The 22,559-nt window shown below is 34.1% G+C and carries 21 protein-coding genes and 2 CRISPR repeat arrays (1 of these 23 cut by a window edge); of the genes, 17 read left to right on the plus strand and 4 right to left on the minus strand.

Translation table 11 applies throughout. The features are described from left to right. The first annotated feature begins 104 nt into the window (after positions 1 to 104). The 5 genes from JL53_RS02680 (at position 105) to JL53_RS02700 (ending at position 3,963) form a co-directional block, all read left to right on the plus strand. Entirely contained in the window at positions 105 to 701 is a 597-nt protein-coding gene (locus JL53_RS02680) for an SGNH/GDSL hydrolase family protein (RefSeq protein WP_038406682.1), read from the plus strand. 253 nt (positions 702 to 954) lie between these two features. After that, positions 955 to 1,179, plus strand: a complete 225-nt coding sequence (locus JL53_RS02685; protein ID WP_038406683.1) for a DUF896 domain-containing protein — start codon at positions 955 to 957, stop codon at positions 1,177 to 1,179. A gap of 158 nt (positions 1,180 to 1,337) precedes the next feature. Next, the gene (locus tag JL53_RS02690) at positions 1,338 to 2,273 is read left to right on the plus strand and encodes a ribose-phosphate diphosphokinase (protein WP_038406684.1); all 936 of its coding nucleotides are present in this window, start codon (positions 1,338 to 1,340) and stop codon (positions 2,271 to 2,273) included. Between the two features lie 352 nt (positions 2,274 to 2,625). After that, entirely contained in the window at positions 2,626 to 3,213 is a 588-nt protein-coding gene (locus JL53_RS02695) for a hypothetical protein (RefSeq protein ID WP_003718594.1), read from the plus strand. Between the two features lie 69 nt (positions 3,214 to 3,282). Next, a complete protein-coding gene (locus JL53_RS02700) occupies positions 3,283 to 3,963 on the plus strand; it encodes a type 1 glutamine amidotransferase (protein WP_038406685.1) in 681 nt (226 codons plus the stop codon). Positions 3,964 to 3,982: 19 nt separating this feature from the next. Here the strand turns inward: JL53_RS02700 and JL53_RS02705 are convergent, their stop codons facing one another. Beyond that, positions 3,983 to 4,342: a Lin0512 family protein gene (locus tag JL53_RS02705; protein ID WP_003718596.1), complete on the minus strand. Its 360-nt coding sequence runs from the start codon at positions 4,340 to 4,342 to the stop codon at positions 3,983 to 3,985. 6 nt (positions 4,343 to 4,348) lie between these two features. After that, positions 4,349 to 4,807: a MarR family winged helix-turn-helix transcriptional regulator gene (locus JL53_RS02710; protein ID WP_038406686.1), complete on the minus strand. Its 459-nt coding sequence runs from the start codon at positions 4,805 to 4,807 to the stop codon at positions 4,349 to 4,351. Positions 4,808 to 5,176: 369 nt separating this feature from the next. Between JL53_RS02710 and JL53_RS02715 the strand changes: the two genes are divergently transcribed. Beyond that, the gene (locus JL53_RS02715) at positions 5,177 to 6,997 is read left to right on the plus strand and encodes a LapB repeat-containing protein (protein ID WP_038406687.1); all 1,821 of its coding nucleotides are present in this window, start codon (positions 5,177 to 5,179) and stop codon (positions 6,995 to 6,997) included. Between the two features lie 89 nt (positions 6,998 to 7,086). Next, entirely contained in the window at positions 7,087 to 7,518 is a 432-nt protein-coding gene (locus JL53_RS02720) for a universal stress protein (RefSeq protein WP_038406688.1), read from the plus strand. Positions 7,519 to 7,552: 34 nt separating this feature from the next. On the opposite strand, the gene JL53_RS02725 is transcribed toward JL53_RS02720, so the two are convergent. Together JL53_RS02725 and JL53_RS02730 are read right to left on the minus strand one after the other, a co-directional pair. Then, entirely contained in the window at positions 7,553 to 8,365 is an 813-nt protein-coding gene (locus tag JL53_RS02725; RefSeq protein ID WP_038406689.1) for a histidine phosphatase family protein, read from the minus strand. 371 nt (positions 8,366 to 8,736) lie between these two features. After that, positions 8,737 to 10,834: a CRISPR direct-repeat array (repeat unit 29 nt; unit sequence GTTTTAACTACTTATTGTGAAATGTAAAT). A gap of 322 nt (positions 10,835 to 11,156) precedes the next feature. Beyond that, positions 11,157 to 11,588, minus strand: coding sequence for a DUF1433 domain-containing protein (locus JL53_RS02730; RefSeq protein ID WP_077916402.1), 432 nt, complete (start codon positions 11,586 to 11,588; stop codon positions 11,157 to 11,159). A 140-nt stretch (positions 11,589 to 11,728) separates the two neighbouring features. Between JL53_RS02730 and JL53_RS02735 the strand changes: the two genes are divergently transcribed. The 10 genes from JL53_RS02735 (at position 11,729) to cas2 (ending at position 22,133) form a co-directional block, all read left to right on the plus strand. Next, positions 11,729 to 12,958 carry a hypothetical protein gene (locus JL53_RS02735; RefSeq protein ID WP_052010537.1) on the plus strand — a complete coding sequence of 410 codons (1,230 nt, stop codon included), beginning with the start codon at positions 11,729 to 11,731 and terminating at the stop codon, positions 12,956 to 12,958. 11 nt (positions 12,959 to 12,969) lie between these two features. Continuing rightward, positions 12,970 to 13,380, plus strand: coding sequence for a hypothetical protein (locus tag JL53_RS02740; RefSeq protein ID WP_038406691.1), 411 nt, complete (start codon positions 12,970 to 12,972; stop codon positions 13,378 to 13,380). Positions 13,381 to 14,017: 637 nt separating this feature from the next. Then, the gene (cas6, locus tag JL53_RS02745) at positions 14,018 to 14,740 is read left to right on the plus strand and encodes a CRISPR-associated endoribonuclease Cas6 (RefSeq protein ID WP_038406692.1); all 723 of its coding nucleotides are present in this window, start codon (positions 14,018 to 14,020) and stop codon (positions 14,738 to 14,740) included. A gap of 17 nt (positions 14,741 to 14,757) precedes the next feature. After that, on the plus strand, positions 14,758 to 16,443 hold the full coding sequence (gene cas8a1, locus JL53_RS02750) for a type I-B CRISPR-associated protein Cas8b1/Cst1 (protein WP_038406693.1): 1,686 nt from the start codon (positions 14,758 to 14,760) through the stop codon (positions 16,441 to 16,443). Then, positions 16,433 to 17,302 carry a type I-B CRISPR-associated protein Cas7/Cst2/DevR gene (cas7i, locus tag JL53_RS02755; protein ID WP_038406694.1) on the plus strand — a complete coding sequence of 290 codons (870 nt, stop codon included), beginning with the start codon at positions 16,433 to 16,435 and terminating at the stop codon, positions 17,300 to 17,302. Before cas8a1 ends, cas7i begins: the two co-directional genes overlap by 11 nt. Next, positions 17,280 to 18,068 (plus strand): type I-B CRISPR-associated protein Cas5b, encoded by a 789-nt coding sequence (cas5b, locus tag JL53_RS02760; protein ID WP_038406695.1) that lies wholly within the window; start codon positions 17,280 to 17,282, stop codon positions 18,066 to 18,068. The genes cas7i and cas5b overlap by 23 nt, the downstream gene beginning before the upstream one ends. A gap of 69 nt (positions 18,069 to 18,137) precedes the next feature. Beyond that, positions 18,138 to 20,348, plus strand: a complete 2,211-nt coding sequence (locus tag JL53_RS02765) for a CRISPR-associated helicase/endonuclease Cas3 (RefSeq protein ID WP_038406696.1) — start codon at positions 18,138 to 18,140, stop codon at positions 20,346 to 20,348. Between the two features lie 32 nt (positions 20,349 to 20,380). Then, positions 20,381 to 20,848: a CRISPR-associated protein Cas4 gene (cas4, locus tag JL53_RS02770; protein ID WP_235317701.1), complete on the plus strand. Its 468-nt coding sequence runs from the start codon at positions 20,381 to 20,383 to the stop codon at positions 20,846 to 20,848. Between the two features lie 3 nt (positions 20,849 to 20,851). After that, positions 20,852 to 21,850, plus strand: coding sequence for a type I-B CRISPR-associated endonuclease Cas1b (gene cas1b / locus JL53_RS02775; RefSeq protein ID WP_052010539.1), 999 nt, complete (start codon positions 20,852 to 20,854; stop codon positions 21,848 to 21,850). Between the two features lie 4 nt (positions 21,851 to 21,854). Continuing rightward, positions 21,855 to 22,133: a CRISPR-associated endonuclease Cas2 gene (gene cas2, locus JL53_RS02780; RefSeq protein WP_038406698.1), complete on the plus strand. Its 279-nt coding sequence runs from the start codon at positions 21,855 to 21,857 to the stop codon at positions 22,131 to 22,133. A 198-nt stretch (positions 22,134 to 22,331) separates the two neighbouring features. Further along, positions 22,332 to 22,559: direct repeats of the CRISPR family, unit length 30 nt; unit sequence GTTTTTAACTACTTATTGTGAAATGTAAAT; it runs 1,313 nt beyond the window's last position.

The following is a 22,559-nucleotide window of genomic DNA, read 5'->3' on the forward strand; positions in this document are numbered from 1 at the left end:
AACCTCTTTTGTTCTAAAAGGAGATTTCTGTTTTTTTGTGCGGACTATCTTCTAAGTTTTTTGTTATAATAAAGAATCAGGAAAATTAAAGGAGACGGAACTTAGTGAAGAAGAAATTACTTTTTTTAGGCGATAGTGTCACAGATGCAGGAAGAGACTTTGCGGATGGGTATGATTTAGGTCAGGGATATGTAAAATATATTACGGATAGCTTGAAAGCAGAAGACGTGACGGTTTTAAATCGTGGTGTTAGTGCGAACCGGGTGGTGGATTTACATCGTCGTCTTGATGCGGATGCGATAGAACTCGCACCAGATGTTGTGACAATTTTAATTGGGATAAATGATACTTGGTTTAGTTTTAGCAGATGGGAAGATACATCTGTTACTGCCTTTAAGGAAGTTTACCGGGTGATTTTAACACGAATTAAAGCGGAAACTAAAGCTGAAATCGTATTAATGGAACCATTTGTTTTACCTTATCCAGAAGATAGAAAAGCTTGGCGCGGCGATCTAGATCCGAAAATTGGTGCGGTGCGTGAACTTGCAGCTGAATTTGGCGCAACACTTATTCCGCTCGATGGCCTAATGAATGCTTTAGCTGTGAAACACGGTCCAACTTATTTGGCAGAAGACGGTGTGCATCCTACTAAATCGGGACACGAGGCAATAGCTTCGATTTGGCTAGAATTTACAAAATAAGTCTTTACAGAGAATTTTATCCATGCTATAGTTGATTCTATGCGATGAGCCTACAAGCAGTGACTTAAGTATCACTGCCCCATTTTCCGCATTATAGCTTTGTGGAAGGCTGCGGAAGATGACGCTATGAAATACTCCTTATTAATTTAAGGGGTATTTTTTTATAAAAAGCATAAGTTTGACTTTTTCTGACCTTTGTATTATAATTTTGTTAGTTACTTATTAAAAGTAACAATATGATAGGAGGGATAGCATGAAATTGTTATTAAAAAATATAAATGAATTAGCTGCAAAACAAAAGAATGAAGGATTAACTGACTTTGAAAAAGAAAGACAAGCTGTCCTCCGTCAAGAATATTTACAAAAAATCAGAGGGACAGTACAAGATAATTTACATCATGTGACTATCATCGACCCATTAGGCGACGATGTAACCCCTAAAAAATTAAAAGCAATTCAAGCCGAATTAAGAGGCTGATAGAATAATAAAACCACCTAAAATCCATATTTTTAGGTGGTTTATTTTTTGCAACCAGGTACTGCAATAGCAATAAACCTTTATAGCTAGTAGACAATGTTTGGACAGTTCTATATAATAATAAGGAGAAGAAATCAGCACGGCGGAAGGAGATAGCAATGGCAGGCAAAATGAAACTTTTTTCTGTGACGAGTGAGAGACCACTTGCAACAAAAATTGCAGATTATCTAGATATACCTTTATGTGAGGTGGAGCTCCAGAAATTTAGTGATGGAGAAGTGAAGATTAATATTGAGGAGAGTATTCGCGGGACTAACGCGTATGTAGTTCAATCAATGAACGCAAACGTGAATGAACGCCTAATGGAGCTTTTAATTATGGTCGATGCTTTAAAACGAGCTTCAGTTCACTCGATCAATATAATCATGCCGTATTATGGCTATGCTCGTCAAGACAGGAAAGCACGCTCAAGAGAACCTATAACCGCCAAATTAATGGCAAACTTAATTTGGCGTGCCGGTGCAGATCGTTTGATTACGGTAGATTTACACGCAGCGCAAATTCAAGGCTTTTTCAATATTCCAATTGATCACCTTTCAGCAGTTCCGCTAATTGGCGACTATTTAATTGAAAAATACGGAGATGAAGATGTCGTTGTAGTGGCACCAGATCATAGCGGTGTAGTTCGGGCGCGTAGAATTGCCGACCGACTAGACGCGCCAATTGCCATTTTAAATCGTAAACCAAGACCGCACGAAGACGAAATCATGAGCGTCATTGGTGATGTGAAAGGTAAAGTTGCCATTGTGGTGGATGATATTATTGATACCGGTGTTCGCGCAACGACCTCGGCTGATGTTCTATTAGAAAAAGGCGCTGTAGAAGTAATCGCTTGTGCAACTCATTCAGTTATGGCTGGAGATGCAATAGAACGATTACAAAACTCACCAATCAAAGAAATAATTACATCCGACTCCATCGACCTTCCAGAAGATAAACAGTTCGATAAACTAACAACTATCTCCATCGGTCGCATCTTAGGCCGAGCAATCGAAGGCGTTCAAGAAAATCGCTCATTGCATCCACTTTTTTAAGGAAATTAATAGTAAGAAATCGGGAACAGTGCTTCTATTGAGGCGCTGTTTTTTTATAAACTAGTCCGCCAGTAGTGCAGAAAAAAGGGAAGGTCGACAGAAAAACGGGATTGACTGTGAAAGAATGAGTTTGGAGATTTTAAAATTAGTTATTAGTAGTTAGACATTCAAATTTCACTCGATTCTAAGAAAATCGACAAAAATAGGCGCTTAAGGTAAGATGGGAGTAAGGAAAAAATGAAGCGGGTTTTAATTACTTATTGTGAAATGTAAATTTGTCTAACCTTCAAACATATCTACAATATTGACCAACTCAAAAACAACAAGAATACATAAAAAGGAGGAAACACCAATGGAAAAAGCGTTTTTCCCCGTCCTATTGGTACTGATTCTACTAGCCAGTTGCTCTTCACAAAATGAAGTCCTATCCCCAAATACCAAAATTCATAAAAATAGTATTATTAAAGCTGATTATAAGATACCACAAAATCTAGCAGAGTTAGAATCAGACAGCGAAGATATTGTCCAAGTAAAATTAATACGAAATAAAGAAATTAGTAAAGGAAACAACGGCACCATAACGGAAGTAGAAATAATCAAAAACTACAAAGGCAGTTTTGAACTTGGTGAAAAAATAGCTATTTCAGAACCGTGGTTGTTAACTTCAGGAGAATATCAAGCGGTAGAAAATTACATTGCACTCGAAAAAGGACAAGAATATATCCTATTTTTAAATGGCGGACATGATACGGATAAAGTAAGCTCGATTACGAGTTTAGGTTATGGTAAATATAATAAAACACTACTGGAGCAAAAAAACGACATGAATCATTTCCATACGGTAGGTGAAGTGCAAAAATATGATTTTATTTCGGATTTAGAGGAAGATATCATCAAATACCAAGAAGTAAAAAATGAGGTGTTAAAAAAATATAATTGAACAAAAAGCGCTAGTTGCGAAAAGATGCTTTTTCCTTCATAATAGGAAAAAATGGCGGGAGATGATGATTTGCTTATTGACGTTTTACAACATGTGCCACACGAAGGACCAGGACTTATCGCGAAATGGGCGAAAGAAAATCAACATCAATTAAAGATGCATTATTTGTATAATAAAAGCAATCAACTTCCAACCAATTCAGAATTTCTGGTTGTGCTTGGAGGACCAATGGGAGTAAACGACACAGCTGAATTTCCTTGGTTAAAAGAAGAACGCGATTTAATCAAACAATTAATAAACCAAGAAAAACCTGTTTTTGGTATTTGCCTCGGTGCTCAACAAATTGCAACTGCATTAGGAAGTAATATTTCTATAAATGAGGAAAAAGAAGCAGGCTGGTTCCCAGTTAATCGAACCTCCACTAAACTACCTTTTTTTTCAGAAAAGCTTGATGTCTTCCATTGGCACCAGGAAACTTTCTCCTTACCAAATGGAGCGACCCGTTTATTTAGTAGTGAAGGTTGTGTGAACCAAGGTTTTTTATACGGCGAAAAAGTCATTGGACTGCAATTTCATTTTGAAATGGAAAAAGCGGAGATAGAGACGATTTTGCAAATTGATGAGGAATTCATTACTCCGGGAAAATTTGTTCAAAGCGTCGTCGAAATGCGAGAAAGAAATGTGCCAGAAAATAATAAACAAATGTTAGAAGCGATTTTAGATTATTTAATAGCAGAAAAAAACATCTGAGCCAAGTCAGATGTTTTTTTTAATATCCTGTTTCCACAGAAGCATTGACGATATACATTAAATCATTTTTGTCTTCTTTATCTTCTAAGAAAATTCCGCTAGTTGTGAGCATTCCACCAGTCATTGTTTCAATCGTCACTGTACCATAAGGAATAATCGCGCGAATAACTTCCTCATCTAATTTATCCGCATCACAAGGTAACGCGAGTTTGATATTAACCACCATATTCTCTAAACGGTTCTCTGGAAGTTGACTACGAATGCCAGGCATTGAGTTAGTGAAGATAGCATTTCTTACTGCTCGTTCAGCTGCTTTCGTGATGCTTTGGCCATGAACATCTACCCCAAAACCAGTTTGAATAAATAACAATTTTTCCAATTTAACTCACTCCTTAAAATCTTTAATAAGTGCAGCGCCAGGACGATTTTTCGCATAACCTTCCATTACTTCAGTAAAATAATTCCCATTCGTATCAGAGGATTCTACGAAGATTTGTGCCATTTGTTTGCGCTGTGCGGCACCAAGTTCATTTTCTAATTCCTTACCAGCTGGTGTTAAAAAAATACAACGTTGCCTTTTATCTTGAGTACCTTGTTCGATTGTAAGCAGTTGGCGTTCTTTCAATTCAGCAAGCGGTTGGTGTAAAGCTTGTTTGGAAATTTCTAGAAATGTCAAAAGCTCGTTGATTGTAAGACCTGGCATTCTTGCTGTGAAAAAGAGAATCCGGTGGTGTAGTCTTTTCAGTGAATGTTTCGCAATTATCAAATCTGCTGTTTCGGTAAAAGCCTTATAACCAAAATAAAATAAAGCAATTTGTTGATTCATGCTTTGTTCATTGTTCATAAATAATACCCCTTTTTCTGTCAATATCAACAGTATAGCATAAATTCAGGTCTGGAATAACTGTTAAGATATCTATTTTTCGTTATAATCCTAAAGTCTCTAGTGAGTTTAAATAAGGAAATTTTGCCGATTTTATTAGCTCTATTTTTAAATTTGTGTCTAATTTGTTACGTAGTTATAATTTTCTGTCAATTTAAAAACGAAAAGAAATCGCTTAACTGAAAGGTTTAAAGGCAATCTTATTATTTTAATTTCAATAGAGTGAATATTCACTCAAGAAAGAATTGCTTTTCCTGCTCAAAATGTATTGTTAGTTGTTTTCGCCGACTGTATACTTTGGATAATAAATGGAGCGACAAGGAGAGAATTATGAAAAAACTTTTTAAACTTTTAATAGCAATTATATGTGTTGTTACATTAACATATCCAACTTTACCAGTTTTTGCGGAAGAAACTTCTTCTGGAAATAGTGTGGTAAATATTCCAGATGCGGCATTAAAAACATATCTAAACGGCCAGCTCAAGCAAGCAAGTGATGCTGATATTACAAATGACCAAATGGCACTAATAAAATCAGTCACCATTTCAGGAACGAACTATACAGACTTGACAGGTTTAGAAGCTGCTGTAAATCTTAATACGCTTAATATTAGCAATACGAATATTACTACGTTAAACCCAATTAAAAATCAAATAGCTTTAACATATTTATCTGTTTCCGGTGATGCGATTACAGACAGCTTTTTCCCGGATTTGAACCAGTTGACAAATTTAGAAAGTATTAATGTCAGCAGCAAAAATGTTACTCATAATATTTTCGAAAAGTTTAATAAATTACCTAAATTAAGATACCTTTATGCACAAAATTCGATGTTAATCACAGATATTTCTGAATTAGCATCATTAGAAAATTTAGATACACTATTTCTTCAATTTGACGGTATTGATGATTTTAGACCTTTAAATGATTTTGCTAGTTTTAAGAATGGTAAACTTAAAGCTCTGGCAGCATTTGGTCAAAATACGGGTCGAACTAATCCGCGCATTGCTTTGAAGTCTGGCAAACTTGATTATAATGCAGCAGATCAAACACTTTATTTACCATTTTCGATGATGCCAAACCCATTAACTAGCTTTGATGGAACAGTGGCGCCATTTTCGAAATCGACTTCTGCTAGTAACACCTATGTAGGTTTTAATGATGTTGCTGTTGCGAGCTCACGCCTAACAATTACAGACGACGGTATTACAATAAACGGTGTTACCAAAGAAGAGTTTGATGGTTTAACAGAACTTGAGTACAATGCTCGCTTTGATTTTCCGACTGGTAGTTATCCAACACCACCAAACATGAGCTCCTATACGATATCAGCTGGAACATATGATCAATACTTTGACATCAGTCATACACTTGATTTAACTGCAGATGAGAGTATTGGCTATAACCAATATACACCAACAACTGAAGACCAATTTTTAAAAGATATTCATGCAGAAACAGACGATGGTACAGCAGTTCAAAGCAATTTTGATCAAGTAGTAGATTTTAATACACCAGGAGAATATATGGTAACATTAAATGCGGAAAATAGCGCGGGACTTAAAGCAAATCCAGTAGAAGTGAAAGTAACTGTTTATGCAAAACCAATCATTAAAGCAGACCCATCTATCAGCTATGAACAGAAAACGACTAAAACCATCGAAGCGTTTCTAACAGAGACACATAGCTCGGCAACGGAAAACGCAACGCTTACAAGTGACTTTAATGATGTAGTAGATTTAAATACACCAGGCGAATATACAGTAACATTAAATGCGGAAAATGAACGTGGCCAAAAAGCCGATCCAGTCCAAATCATCGTAACCGTTACAGCAAAAGTTGACCCAGAAAAACCAGTTCCACCGACAAAAGAAAAACCAGAACCAGAAGATAAAGAAAAACCGACAGACAATAAAACAGTCGAAACAAAAGAACCGACTAAAACAGCGGAAGAGCCAAAAAAATCAGTAGAATCACCAAGCGATTTAACTACTAAAGAAAATACTGAAGCAACAACTAAAGAAATAACAAGAACAACTGAACAAAAACTTCCTAAAACAGGTGATGCGGGTCTTGGTACTTGGCCAGTGGCGTTTACTAGCATTATGATGGGATTTACAGCACTAATTCTCTTAAAAAAACGGAAATAATCCAGTAAAACTATCTGCAAAAAGTGTAGCCTAAAATTCTTTTTATAGGGTAAAGTATACTATAAGAAAAGCTATGGGAGGTTAGTATTATGGATAAATATCACCGTATTCTTGTCGCTGTAGATGGTTCCGAACCAGCAAAACTAGCATTTGAAAAAGGATTAGAATTGGCACTGAAATTAGATGGAGTGCTTGGGATTGCTAGTATTGTAGATTTACGTGCCTTTTCGCCAAACGTTTCCTATGATGGTACCTTGGAAGAAAAAGCAGAACTTGAACTGAAAGGTAACGTGAATGAATACGCAGAAAAAGCCAGAGCAGCAGGAGTGAAACAAGTAGAAACTTTCGTTGCTAAAGGAAATCCAAAAGTCTTACTTTCAACTGATATTCCAGCACAGTTCCAAGCAGACTTAATTATTTGTGGAGCTACAGGGATGAACCGAGTCGAAAAACTAGTATTAGGTAGCGTTTCATCTTATATTATGGCACATGCGATTTGTGATACGTTAATAGCAAGATAAGAAAAAGGAGCCGTGGGTAGGCTCCTTTTTTTATTTATTCTTGACCTTTTTCTACGTAACTCATATCATTTACATCTTCAATTTTGAAATTACCATCTTTATAAGTGATTTTTGTAACACTAGCATTTTGAATACCAGTTGCTGGAAGTTTATAACCAGGCTCAATAGTATCAAGAAGTGCACCGATGCTTAGCCCATGAGAAACAAGAAGGACATTTTCATCGCCTTTCTTACTTTCTTTTTTCGCTACTTCTGTAATTCCATCTTTAAGTCGAGCTTGAATAGTTGCATAATCTTCAGCTGGCCAGTTTTCGCCTTCTTTCACGCGTGTTTTATCTAATTTTGCTATGCTATCAGCAAACTCTTTTGGTGAAATTCCAGCACTTTGCCATTCTTCTAATGTTTTCCCTTGGCTTTTCGCAATATCTGACCACATATTGTGATTTAAATCGCCTTCATATGATCCAAAGTTAAATTCGCGGAAACGTGCATCTGTTTGCAATTTAGTATCCGAGGATTTAGCACTTTCTTCTAAAATAAGGTTCGCCGTTTGAATAGCGCGCCCACTGTCACTACTATAAGCAGCCCCAAAATCAACATCTTTTAATCCTTTTCCGGCAGACGTGACAACTTCCTCCCCAGCAGGTGTAAGTACTGCATCAGACCATCCTTGCACTCGGTCCGTGGTGTTAAGCATTGTTTTCCCATGACGTACAACATAAAATGTCACTGTACCATCTTTCTTTTCTGTTGTTTTTGTTTTGCTCGAAGTTGAATCGTTCCCACAGCCCGCAATCAGAAGTAAAGCGCAAAACATAACCATCACTTTCAAAACATTTTTCTTCATTCTTGTTCTCCTTTTTTATAAGTATTTAGCAAAATAAAAACCCAGATAAATTAGAAAAAAGCCCAAAAGCCATCTTCCAATCTATCTAGGTTATGCCCAAATTAGGTAACATTCCTGAGTGAGTTATTTGTTTATAGAATGATTTTAGCATAGATGGTAAGCGTTTACAAGTTTATGTGTTTTCTGTCGATGTGTGGTAGCGTAAAAAGTACTGGAGACCGACAGATTTGCGGGATACATTGGGAGAGAATGAGAGTGGGAGGGATTTGGGTTTTGAATAGTAATTTTAGGAAGTTGAAAAGCCAATTTTGAGATAGGTCGACAAAAATAGCTTTGTGAGGTAAGATGGGAGTAGGGATGAAAATGGACGGGTTTTAACTACTTATTGTGAAATGTAAATTTTTTTGTGGACAATTTCCATTGGTGATTTGCCGAAGGTTTTAACTACTTATTGTGAAATGTAAATATCGATACAAAGAAAATAAAAAGCATTCCGTATGTTGTTTTAACTACTTATTGTGAAATGTAAATTCAAGCCGGAAGCTGCTAGTACTTCCCCTGATTTCTCGTTTTAACTACTTATTGTGAAATGTAAATTTCATTGGCGCTAATATAAACGCAATTAATAAGACTGTTTTAACTACTTATTGTGAAATGTAAATTTTTTTAAGAACTCGGATAAAGGTTTTATGGAATTTGGTTTTAACTACTTATTGTGAAATGTAAATGTCATTTGAATCAAATTCGCATCTTCCATGATTCGGGTTTTAACTACTTATTGTGAAATGTAAATATTGAAGAGCAATATGCTCCGGAAGAGGACTCTGGGTTTTAACTACTTATTGTGAAATGTAAATGTGATAAATGAACAAGTGAAAGCATCGGTGAAATTAGTTTTAACTACTTATTGTGAAATGTAAATTTTTCAGACTAAGACAGCGGATTTATATCATATTGTTTTAACTACTTATTGTGAAATGTAAATATGAGTTAGAAAAGATGGGAATAAGAACAGAAATTGTTTTAACTACTTATTGTGAAATGTAAATACATAACCTTCTAGTTGATAGTATTTTGTAACAAAGTTTTAACTACTTATTGTGAAATGTAAATAAAGAAATATGCGAGAATCTTTTGCAAATTCCTTGTTTTAACTACTTATTGTGAAATGTAAATAAAGGCTTTCCAGATTTATTCGGATTTCGCGGAACGTTTTAACTACTTATTGTGAAATGTAAATAATTAAAAATGCTAACAAAAAACTTGCGGATATGCTGTTTTAACTACTTATTGTGAAATGTAAATAAGCTAACAATAGACATTGCGACCGCTAAAAAGACAGTTTTAACTACTTATTGTGAAATGTAAATATAAACGAGGGGAAATAGGCAAGTAAACCCCATCAAGTTTTAACTACTTATTGTGAAATGTAAATGCGATACAAACGTTAGAAAAGTCAACGATTATTGCGTTTTAACTACTTATTGTGAAATGTAAATTTTACCTGACTGCCTACCGAAGTCCACTGCGCTGCGTTTTAACTACTTATTGTGAAATGTAAATGTCAAAGCCACTTAGCGCAATAATCTCCGGTGACTTGTTTTAACTACTTATTGTGAAATGTAAATACCACATCCGTTTTAGTAGTTAATGCTGTTGTTGAAGGTTTTAACTACTTATTGTGAAATGTAAATACTGGATATAAAGGTTCTTTCAAGCAAGAGAACATCAGTTTTAACTACTTATTGTGAAATGTAAATTTAGAAGGGGCAAAAATTGAAATTAGAAATTCGCAGTTTTAACTACTTATTGTGAAATGTAAATTTTATTAGTCCGCCAGTCATTGATACTAGTTTTCGTTTTAACTACTTATTGTGAAATGTAAATTCAACTATATGTTTAGTCACTTCGAACTTTTGATTAAGTTTTAACTACTTATTGTGAAATGTAAATGTTTTTAAAATAGCTACATTACTGCTACTAAGTTCGTTTTAACTACTTATTGTGAAATGTAAATGTCTGTATTGCTAGAAAAATAACTGCTCTTGATAGTTTTAACTACTTATTGTGAAATGTAAATTACCTTGCTGGGGAGCTGGATATATTGGCTTTTGGTTTTAACTACTTATTGTGAAATGTAAATTAAGTTAAATTGCTTTCAATTCGCAAATCTTTTAATTGTTTTAACTACTTATTGTGAAATGTAAATCCTCTCGTGAGTTCTATTTTTTGTCTCGCTACTTCGGTTTTAACTACTTATTGTGAAATGTAAATGAAGGATAAAATATTTTAAGAGTAGGTGAAATCCTACGTTTTAACTACTTATTGTGAAATGTAAATAACGATTTGTGTCTTTATTTCGAAAAAGGAAATGAGTTTTAACTACTTATTGTGAAATGTAAATACTGCAGTTGTTTTATAAGTTTTTACCTAGTCAATCGTTTTAACTACTTATTGTGAAATGTAAATACTTCTGGAATATGTGGGAAGAAAGAACGAAGTCGACATTTATATCCTCTGAACGTGCAATTGTATAATAAATCGAAGGGACTTAAATATCGAAATTGATTTTGAAAATGTGGTTAATTATTGAACAGTATAATTGGCATGTGTGGAAGGGAAATTCAATACATACCAAGAGACAGATGCGTTTTTCGATGTGTGAAAATGAAAGAGTAGAAACATGGTTCTACGCAACGGATTAAACCAGATAGAAACAATTATGTCCGTTTGGAGTAAATTGAGAAATTGCAACAAAAAAACAAGGAACTAGTGCAAAATTAGTTTCTTGTTAGAGAGGGTGTCGGTTATTTTGAAGGATAGAAGTTTCTAGAGACTGCAGGTCAGTCATAATTTCTTGAACAGAACGTGTTTTTAACGAAGATTCTTCTGTATTAGATTCTTTTTCTTTCTTCTTTTTGGCTTTTTCTTCGGCTTCAATCTCAGATACATTTTTAGATTCATAGAGGAACTCTTTTTTTAAATAATTATTGTTCAATTCTGTTGCTGTATCAACGACTTCTACACCATTTTTACTATCCATCGGAGCATCAATCCAAAGTTCTTTATTATCGTTAACGTATCCCTCGATATGGACTACCCCAGTAGGATTAGTATGAGTACCTATGAGAGTTATTTTTTCTATGTCGTTATAAGTGTAGTTTAAAAATTTTTCAATACGTGGTTTTTGTTCAGTCATTAATTCTTTTTCTTGATGTTTCATGTATAAGTACCCTCCTAAAATGATACATAGTATAATAAGTGGTATGATTGATATGATGATGAATTTCTTTTTTCTTTTCATGTAGTAAACTCCCGTCTTTTGTTTCATACAAGGTAAGTATAACATACGAGGTGATGAAAATGGCAGAATTTACAGACGAACAATATTTTAATTTAGCTGATAAAGTATATGAAAACAAAGTATTAAAGCGAGGATTATTAATAAGATTAAAAGATGGTTCACAGTGGCGTGTAATTAATTCGATTGATAAACAAGGAAGTGGTTTACAAGCCGTCGCCGTTGTACAAGCAAAAGAGTACAAAAAAGGAAAAACATCTTATGATGACGCTATTTTTGTGGCACGAGGTTCAGAACCAAATGCCAAGCAATTTATGAAGGATTGGATCCACACGGATGTTGGGAAACTGGGTATTGGACAGAAACCAGAAACGGATAGAAAGTTAAAAAAAGCTGTAGGACAACCGTCTCAAACAGTGGCTGATTTTGCTAAAAAATGGTCGTTACCGGGAAAAGGAATTGCTCAATTACCAGCTTGGTACAGCAATACAGACAACCAATTTTATGATTATCAAGTGTTTGTGAATCAGACGTTAAAGGATTATCAGATTCCCAATTATACGTTTACAGGGCATAGTTTAGGTGGTGCTTTATCGCAATATATGGGCGTACAAAAAAAGAAAAAAACGGTGACATATGCAGCAGCTAATCCGTTTCGCTTATTGACGAAGGAACAACAAGAAGCAGTGGAAAATGGAGATTTTGATAGCCTTATTACAGATTATCGTCATCGTTTAGATCCAGTAGGAAAGATTGTTCCTGGAGGTATGGTGATAGGGAAACAATTTATTATGGATATGAATTCGGATGTGTCTTTAGGTTCGTACATTTTCATGGGGCATTTAAAGGGAACGTTTGCTGGCATGTTTACTGCCAGTGGTTCAGCGAAATTAAAAGTGAATCCAGATATGGTCATTCAACAAGCTCGTCGATTGGATGATGTGTTAGCGATTATGCAACAAACCCAATATCGCATGCAAGATTTAGAGGAAGAAGTAGCGAAAAGGTCGCGAAAGCTTCGAGCAGATTTAGAGGATGATACGAGGAAAGGCGCTCGTTTTAGTGAATTAACGGTATGGGATGTGGATGAAGCGTTAACAGAGCGTGCGGTGAAATATCATGGTGGGGTTTATACTTTTCATGACCCAGCTAAATTTGAAGCTTTTTATGTGTTAAATGAACAACAAATGCAACGTTTACGTGGTTTTCAAGAGGAATTAATTCAAGCAGCACAATCGATACGAGAGAAAGATATTTCTTTAGGAGATTGGATAGCTCATAATCAGCCATAGGAGGTTTATGTATGTATCAAAGTACGTATCAACGAGGCATGGAAATGGCAACAGGCAGTCGTTCTGGTGAATTACTGTATCAAGCAAAACAATTAAGAGAACGGCTCGATAAAGGCGATTTAAGTGACAAAGAACGAAGCAATTTAGTGATGGCAGAAAGAGAGCTTATCCAGCAAGCGCAAAAAATTGATTTAAAGAAAGCCGTCAAAAAAGGCGCTACAAAAATAGAGGATGTACTTGATGAAGAAATGGACCGTGTACAAAAAAATTATCCGACGGTACAAGAAGACCTCCAAGCAGTGCAAGTGACGTTAAAAGACGCCTTTGAATCAGCGACAGGAGATGCGGTATTTACGTGGCTACAAACGACTCGAACAGAAGCGATACAAGCGAGTAGGGAAGCGTTAGAAGCTTCGTGGTAAGCCAGCACAAGAGATAGAAACGAATTAAATAGGAAGTGTTCACGGTAAAATGGCTGACAGGACGGAGAAGAGGGATTTAAGGAATGGATACGAGCATACGCTTTACACGCTAATGTTGAACCTTTGATCGAGTTTTAGACGGCGAGGGGGTTATGTTTTTGCTTGCCAAATAGGCACTGCCACTAAAAATGAGAATAAAAGAAAAACACTTTCGTTGGATTCATGTAAAATGAAATTAACGAAAGTGTTTTTCCCATCATATCCCACATTTCTGAGCAGACAGTTTATTTTAAAAAAGGGCGTGAGGTAAGATGGGAGTTACGATGAAAAGTGGCGGGTTTTAATTTAAATATTGGAATTAATGATTTTGGTGGTAGAGATGTGAATATTTTGACTACGACTTATAAAACAGCCTTTGAATTCTAGATATTTGTAATAATATTCATGCTTATTTAATATATTTTAAAAAGTAGTAACTAATCAAGCTCTGAATCACCTTGAGAATAAAAGTGAATTATTTCAATAATATAAATGAGAAATGCCAAGAAATACACTGCTTTTTTAAGGGTTTTATTTTCACTGGATTTAGTAGTTATTTTATGTTAAATTAAACACAAATAGCGGAGGAGGTGACACGATGAGACTACGAATCAATTGTGATTTTGAATCAAATATAATTCCAAAAGATTATCGAAGTAAAATAATCAGTTTATTCAAAACAGGAATTGAGAAAACTGTCCCAGAAAAATATCAAGCTTTTTTTGGAAGTAATCAAAGGAAAAATTATACTTTTTCAGTATATCTTCCTAAACCTCAAAATAAAAAAATGGAAATTTATTTAGAAGAGAAGAATTGTATCATTAATTTTTCTACTGGAAATGCAGAAACAGGTGTGATTTTTTATAACGCTTTTATGCAATTAAAGAATAATAAAATACCATTTTCATCTCAAAATAATATCACTATTAAAAGTGTTATCATGGATACGGAGAAAAAAATCATCGGAGAAAAAACAGTTTTGAAAACGCTTTCTCCTATTATTAGTCGAAATCACCATAAAGATACGTATAAAAATTGGTTTTATAGTTTTGAAAATGAAGCGTTTGAATCAACTTTAAAAAGAAATATGTCTCCTTTTTTAGAAGAGGAGTTTGGGGTACAAGCTCGTTATGATTTAGAGAAAATGAAAATAACGCCAATTTCAATGAAAAAAGTAGTTGTTTATTGCCATGATATACATATTGAAAGTTCGGTAGGCGTATTTGAATTAACAGCAGAACCTTATTTACAAAAATATTTTCTTCAAAACGGACTCGGTACAATGACGGGATCTGGTTTTGGGATGATAGAGCAGCTTTAGAACGGAGGTGGATTTTTATGCAAACAGAGATTGAATTAAAAGCGAGTGATTGGCTTGTAAACGCTGGTATAGTTGGTTTTCTTAATATTGTTGGAAAAGAAAACGTGCGGATAGATGGACAGACAATGTATTTTTCAACAGATGTTTTGGCAGATTTTGAAACCAACTATTTCAATTATTTTATCAGAGAATACAAAGAAACTTTAGCTTGGCATAAAATTGTTTCATATAAAGAGAAGATGGAGTATTACAGGGCGGAAAATTTTGCCTCTTTTGATGAAAAGGCTTTAGAAGATTTGAATAAGTATGTAAAAGATGTAGTGAAATTTTATTTAAAAAAATCCAATTATATTAAAGTTTTTCCACTAATAGATCCTAAAGCTAATGTGGAAGAGTGGCTTGGTAATTTATCTCTTATTAAACTATCAAAAAAACAAATATTGGACGATGGAAAAGTGGAATTGCTTGAGGAAGTAAAAGAAACATACGACCAATTAGACGTTATTATCGATTTTTGTGCTAGCGAGAAAGGGCTCAAGTATTTAGGCGCAAAAAACCTGATTTATTCTGTGATTAATAATGGTTGGTCAGGTGTATCATTTCTTTATAGACAAACTAAATTTATTGATCCGTATGAAGACTATAAAACCACATTTTTAGATCCAGTATTCGAATATTTAGAAACAGACTTGTCAAAAGCCAAGTATAATTGTTTCATTTGTAACCAACCTATTAAAACATTGAAACTAGACCTTAGTTTTATGAATGACGTTGGCTTTGATACTGCAAGAAAAACATCACATGTCTGGGATTTTAATAATGATGTTGTGACCTGCCCAATATGTCGTTTAATTTATTCATGTGTTCCAGCAGGATTTACATATGTATACGGGGAAGGCATGTTTGTTAACGATTCTGTTAGTATAGATGAATTATATGATGTGAATGAACATATGCGTGAATCCATTTTACACTTTAATAATGATGGGATTAATTCGGTTAATCCATATAGGGCGCTAGTGGAATCTATTACAATGGAAAAAGAGAAGCAAAGAAGGTTCGATTTAGCAGATATTCAATTAGTTAGATACGAAAATGAACATTACCGGTTTAATTTACTTTCCAAAAAAATGCTGCATATTTTAATTGATTCTAAAACAATTTTACAGAGTTTAATAAAATGTGGTTATAAAGAAGGCAATCTGAATATCAATTTATACAAAGAAGTCATTCAACATTTAATGAATAATGAAAATTTATTTACACTTATTCATAAGCTGATTTTTTATAAGCAAACAAATGTAAGTGGCTTGTACTACCAAACAGGGCATGTTGCAGGAATATTAGAGATAAACACAAAATTTTTGAAGGAGGTAAACGTGCTAATGAGTGAAAAAATTGATTTGGGGAAAATTCAGTTTTTCGGAAAGTTATTTAAAGAAGGTTATTATAATAAAAAATCAGAAAATAAAATACCGGGAATCACATATAAATTGTTAAATGCTTTAAAAGTAAATGATAAGGATGGGTTTATGGATACTTTATTAAATAGTTATTCTTATTTAGCTAAACCAATTCCTCGTGATTTTATCGAAGTCTTTTCAAATAAAGAAACTTTTAAGACAATCGGTTATGCATTCATGTTAGGGGTGAGTGGAAATAGATTAAAACAAGAAGATGGAGGGAATTCAGATGAAAAATAAAGGACTAGCAATGACAATCGTTTTCCAAGCAGAAAGTGCCAATTATGGGGAGTCTCTTGGTAATATTTCGGCATTAAAAAAGATTTCTCGCAATAATGGTGATCAATATACCTATATTTCTCGCCAAGCAATTCGCTATAATCTAATGGAACAGATTGGCGAAAAAGTAGCACCTGTAAAAGCAGAAGGTGGCGGCGATAAGAAGGTTATTCAATTTTTAAGTGAAGCTTCTATTGCTGATTTTCCTGAGTTAGACTTCTTTGGTTATTTAAAAACAGAAAAAGGAACTGGCGGACAAAAGCGTTCAGCTAAGGTACGCTTGTCTAATGCAATTTCTCTTGAAACATTTAAAGGTGATTTAGATTTCTTAACAAATAAAGGTCAAGCAGATAAAATAAATGAAAATATGAATATCGCCCAAGCAGAAATTCATAAATCTTATTATCGTTACACCATCACAATTGATTTAGACCAAATTGGGATTGATGGAACGGTGGAAATTGATAAGAAAGAAAAAGCTCGTCGTGTGAAAAAGCTAATGGATACCGTTGCATTCTTATATCGTGATATTCGTGGACGCCGTGAAGACTTAAAACCGCTCTTCGTTATTGGCGGGGTTTATGACGTGAAAAATCCAGTATTTCAAAATGTGGTAGATGTATTAGACAATAAAATCGTTATTGAGAATATGGAAGATTTATTGAAATATAACGAAATTGGTGGAAATACAATGGTTGGTATTATTGATAGCCAATTTACGAACACGGATGAAGTGAAAACGAGATTAAACGCAAAATCTGTACCAACATTCTTCAATGAAATTAAAGAAAAGATTGATGACTATTATGAAGGCAATTAGAGTAAAACTTTGGCAAGATTTGGTTAATTATAAAAAGCCGACTAGTTTTCAATTAAAAGAAACATACCCATTACCACCATATTCAACTGTGATTGGGATGGTTCATACACTTTGTGGATTTACCAGTTACCACGAAATGAAAATTAGTATTCAAGGTAAGTATTTCTCCAAAGTGAATGACTTAGCGACGAGATATGAGTTTAAAAACGGAATGACTTACGATGAAAAACGCCATCAAATTAAAGTCGATAATTATGGCGTGAGTCGTGGGATTTCCACTGTCGAATTATTAGTGGATTTAGAACTGCTGCTACATATTATCCCAGAAGATCCCTCGCTTGTTCCGGTTATCGAAAAAGCATTCAAAGAGCCAATCGAGTATCCATCACTTGGGCGTCGTGAGGATATTGCGACGATTCAGGAAGTGGATGTTGTAGAAGTGGAAAAAAGAAAGCCACAAGAAAATAAAAGTGTGGATATTTACAAAGATTATAGTGCTTATGTACCAATTTCACTTGCAGAAAGTAAAGTGGTTCGTTTTAAATCACAAGAAAGCTCTGTTGGGCGTCGTGAGCTATTAGGAACTAGGTATTTATTAACAGAGAAATATGAACGTGTGAATCATGGAACAGAAAAAGCTCCGAAGTTCTTCCGTAAATGGCGCAAGAAAGATGTTATTTATTCAAGTAGAATCTTTGTTTCTAAAAATGATGTTTTCTTCTTGGATAAAGATGATTGTTTAGTTTTTATTGAAGAAGAGGTGTAATAAATAAGAAAAGTTACCCCTTGAATTAATTTTTCAAGGGGATTTTTTTTCTAACTAGGAGGTTTCATCATGCAAAAATACTTAGCAAAATCAAATCCCCCCGAAACAATTCAAGAGCACACCGATAATTTACTAAAAAACTATCAAACCCTTAAAGAACTTTATCCGGAAATCAATGTAGATTGGTACTTATTAGAATTAGTTTGTTTACTTCATGATTTAGGAAAGATGAATCGGCTTTTTCAAAAGAAGGTGGGGAATGGTTCTGGAGTTGGAAAAGAGATTCCCCACGGCTATTTGTCAGTTGCGTTTGTTCCTTATAGTAAATTAGAAGATTTAGGGTATTCGGAAGATGAAATAGAAGTAGTTTATCAAGCGATAGCGCGCCATCATGAAAGAAAAAAAGATTTTACAGAACAAGAATGGGAAAATGAAATTGAAAAATTAGCAGAACAATGGGAAACGTTTTCCTATAAAAGACTAGCTGATAATGCAGATTATAGTAGCGAAGTAGACCCAATCTATTTTTACCCTGGAGCCCGTATCTTTGAAGATGATGATACTGTTGAAACAGAAAACTTCAAAAATTATGTCCAACTAAAAGGTCTACTAAACCGAATTGATTTCGCGGCAAGTGCTGGTATTGATGTAGAGCTCGAAAATGATTTCCTGCAAGAATCCATGGAGCACCAATTAGCGAATTTTCGAAAAAAGAACGCGGCTGCTGATTGGAATCTATTACAAAAATATATGTTACAACACCAAAATGAAAACGTTATCGTAATTGCTGAAACTGGAATGGGGAAAACAGAGGCGGGACTACTTTGGCTTGGAAACAATAAAGGCTTTTTTACACTACCTCTACGGACAGCTATTAATGCCATATATACCAGAATTATTGATGAGATTGTTACTGACCGACAAGCACAAAGAGTTGGGTTACTTCATTCAGAAACTTATAGCCAATACCTACTACATGAAGAAAACGCAGACATGGAGATTGATGAATACTATACAAGAACAAGGCAAATGTCTCTACCACTCACTATTTGCACGCTCGATCAGTTGTTTGATTTTGTATTCCGTTATGCTGGATTTGAACATAAATTAGCAACGTTATCATACTCCAAAGTAATTATTGATGAAATTCAAATGTATTCACCAGACTTACTTGCATATTTAATTATTGGGTTATCTTATATTGATAAATTTGGCGGTAAATTTTGTATTATGACAGCTACTTTGCCAGGAATTGTATTGGATTTGCTCCATGATAATGAAGTGGATTTTATTCAACCAGAAGAAAAATTTGTTTCAAAGCGAGTTAGACATAGTGTGGAGATAGTTCATACTGAAATTGATAGTGCTTTTATCGAACCATTTTTTAATGGAAATCGAATTTTGGTTATTTGTAATACAATAAGTAAAGCGAAAAAAATGTATGCGGAACTAACAAGTAGGTTTCCAAATAAAAAAATCCGTCTAATTCACAGTCAATTTATTAAAAAAGATCGCTCCAAAAAGGAAGAAGAAATTTTTGAAGATGGGCAGAAAGCTAATCCAGGAGAATGTATCTGGGTTGCAACACAAGTCGTGGAAGCTTCTCTTGATATAGATTTTGACTTGCTATTCACAGAGCTATCTGACATTAATGGGCTTTTTCAAAGAATGGGCAGATGTTACAGAAATCGTGCACTTGATGTGGCTACGAATGTGTATGTGTTTGATGGGGGAGAAAAAGTTTGTTCTGGAGTAGGGCAATTTATTGATAAAACAATTTTTGTGAATTCAAAAGAAGCAATAAAGGATTGTAGTGGTATTTTGACTGAGACGAAAAAGATGGCGATAGTTGAACAAATATATTCTACAGAAGCATTAAAAGGAACTGAATTTTATAAAGAACTTACTAAAACTTTAAAATATGTCCAGGGTTTTAAGAGTTATGAATTAGATAAAAAAGAAGTTCGTAGCCAATTTAGAAATATAAATTCTGTATCAGCTATTCCAGAAAAAGTGTGGCAAGAGAATGAAGATGAAATTGTTAGATGTATGAATATCTTAGGCAAATCATCCGAAGAAGTATCAAAAAAAGAAAAAATGATGGCAAGGACTAATCTGGCTGAATTTATGCTAAACATTCCAGATTATCTATATAACAAAAGTGAAGGAAAACCATATAAAATCAACCGTTATGAAAATGTGGTTGAGTTTAAATGCGACTATTCAGATGAAATAGGGATCAGCATGCTTGAAAAACAAAAAGAAAGTCTGTTCTTTTAGGAGGTAAGCACGCGAGGATTAGTGGGACACATGTGTATTATTACTTTGTCTGTAAACGAAAACTTTGGTGTTTTTCTAACGAGATACGAATGGAGCATTTGGATGAAAATGTTCAACTTGGAAAGCTATTAGACGAAACTAGCTATTCTCGAGAAAATGGCCAAGTAATGATTGATGAAACGGTTAATATTGATTTTATTAAAGATTGGAAAGTTCTGCATGAGGTGAAAAAAAGCCGAGCAATTGAAGAAGCTGGGATTTGGCAATTGAAGTATTATATGTATTTTTTGAAACAAAAAGGGATTTTTATTGAAAAAGGAGTGGTTGACTATCCAAAAATAAGACAAAGAGAGACCATTTTCTTGTCAGAGGAAGATGAATTGGAAATAGAAAATGTACTAACAGAAATAGAAAGTATAACAAAAGATACTAAACCACCAAAAGTAATTGATAAGCCACTTTGCAAAAAATGTGCCTACTATGAGTATTGCTATATTTGAGGGGTGAGGAAAATAGAAAGCTATTATTTATTTTCAGATGGAGAGCTGAAACGTAAAGATAATGTTATTAGGTTAACAGCACCAGATGGAAGGTTTAAGGATTTAAAAGTGGAGATGACTCGTGAAATTTTCCTTTTTGGAGAGGTAAACATGAATACGAAAGGTTTAAATTATATTGGTCAATTAGGAATTCCTGTTCATATTTTTAATTATTATGGTTTTTATTCTGGGAGTTATTATCCTAGAGAAACAAATGTGTCAGGACAACTTTTGATAGCTCAAGTTGAGCATTACACCGATGAAAAAAGACGTCTATATATTGCAAGTGAATTCATAGAAGCAGCTAGTTTTAATTTACTTAGAAACTTAAGATATTACAAACAACGAGGAAAAGATGTATTAGCAGAAATGGATGAAATAAAATTTTTACGAAAGTCTATTGGGAAAATGGAAGATATTCAAGCTTTAATGGGAATTGAAGGTAATATTAGAAAAGTTTATTACTCGGCTTGGGAAAAAATTATCAATCAAGAAATAGATTTTGAAAAAAGAATAAAACGACCGCCGGATAACATGATTAATACATTAATTTCCTATGTTAATTCTTTGGTTTATTCAAGTTGCTTAACGGAAATTTATAAAACACAATTAAATCCGGTAATTAGTTATTTGCACAGTGCGGGAGAACGGCGCTTTTCACTATGTCTTGATATTGCGGAGATATTCAAACCATTAATTGCTGATCGAATAATTTTTAGTTTGCTAAATAAAAATGTAATTACGGAAGATGATTTTGAAAAAGAGGCTAATTTTTGTTATATGAATAAAGCCGCCCGTCAAAAAGTATTACAAGCATATGATTTAAGAATGAAAGAAACAATAAAACATCGTGATTTAGGTCGTAATGTTTCGTACCGACATTTAATTCGCTTGGAATGTTACAAACTAGTAAAACATTTAATGAACGATAAAGAATATGAAGGATTTAAAATTTGGTGGTGAGTATATGTATGTAATTCTAATTTATGACATTTCTGTTGAATCTGGTGGTGCTAAAGTTTGGCGCAATGTCTTTAAAATTTGCAAAAGATATTTAACACATGTTCAAAAATCAGTATTTGAAGGAGAAATAACTCCAGCACTTTTGGTGAAATTACGAATGGAGCTAGATAATTATATTCGTCAGGATGTTGATTCTGTGATTTTATTTTCTAGCAGACAACAAAAATGGCTAGAAAAAGAATTTTGGGGATTAGCAGATGAAAAAACATCGAATTTCTTTTAGCTGGTTTTTTCTGTCGCCCCCTAGTAGTGTGAAAAACACTGGAGGTCGACAGAAACATGAAATGCGTTGGTGGAGAAGCTTTCTCGTATATCTTACTTAGTTAAAATAGGAAAACAAAACTAAATTTCACCTATTTTTGTATCGGTCGACAAAAATAGGTGCGTGAGGTAAGATGGGAGTAAGGAAAGATTTTGACGGGTTTTTAACTACTTATTGTGAAATGTAAATGTTGTTGTTGCATTCTTTTTAGTTTCATACTCTACTAGGTTTTTAACTACTTATTGTGAAATGTAAATAATTTATCCGCTATCTTGCGGGCTAGGGGCTGATACGTTTTTAACTACTTATTGTGAAATGTAAATGTTTTTTTGAATGACGAAGTTGAATATAAGCATATGTTTTTAACTACTTATTGTGAAATGTAAA

The sequence above is a fragment of the Listeria ivanovii subsp. londoniensis genome (assembly GCF_000763495.1).
GTDB classification, from domain to species: domain Bacteria; phylum Bacillota; class Bacilli; order Lactobacillales; family Listeriaceae; genus Listeria; species Listeria londoniensis.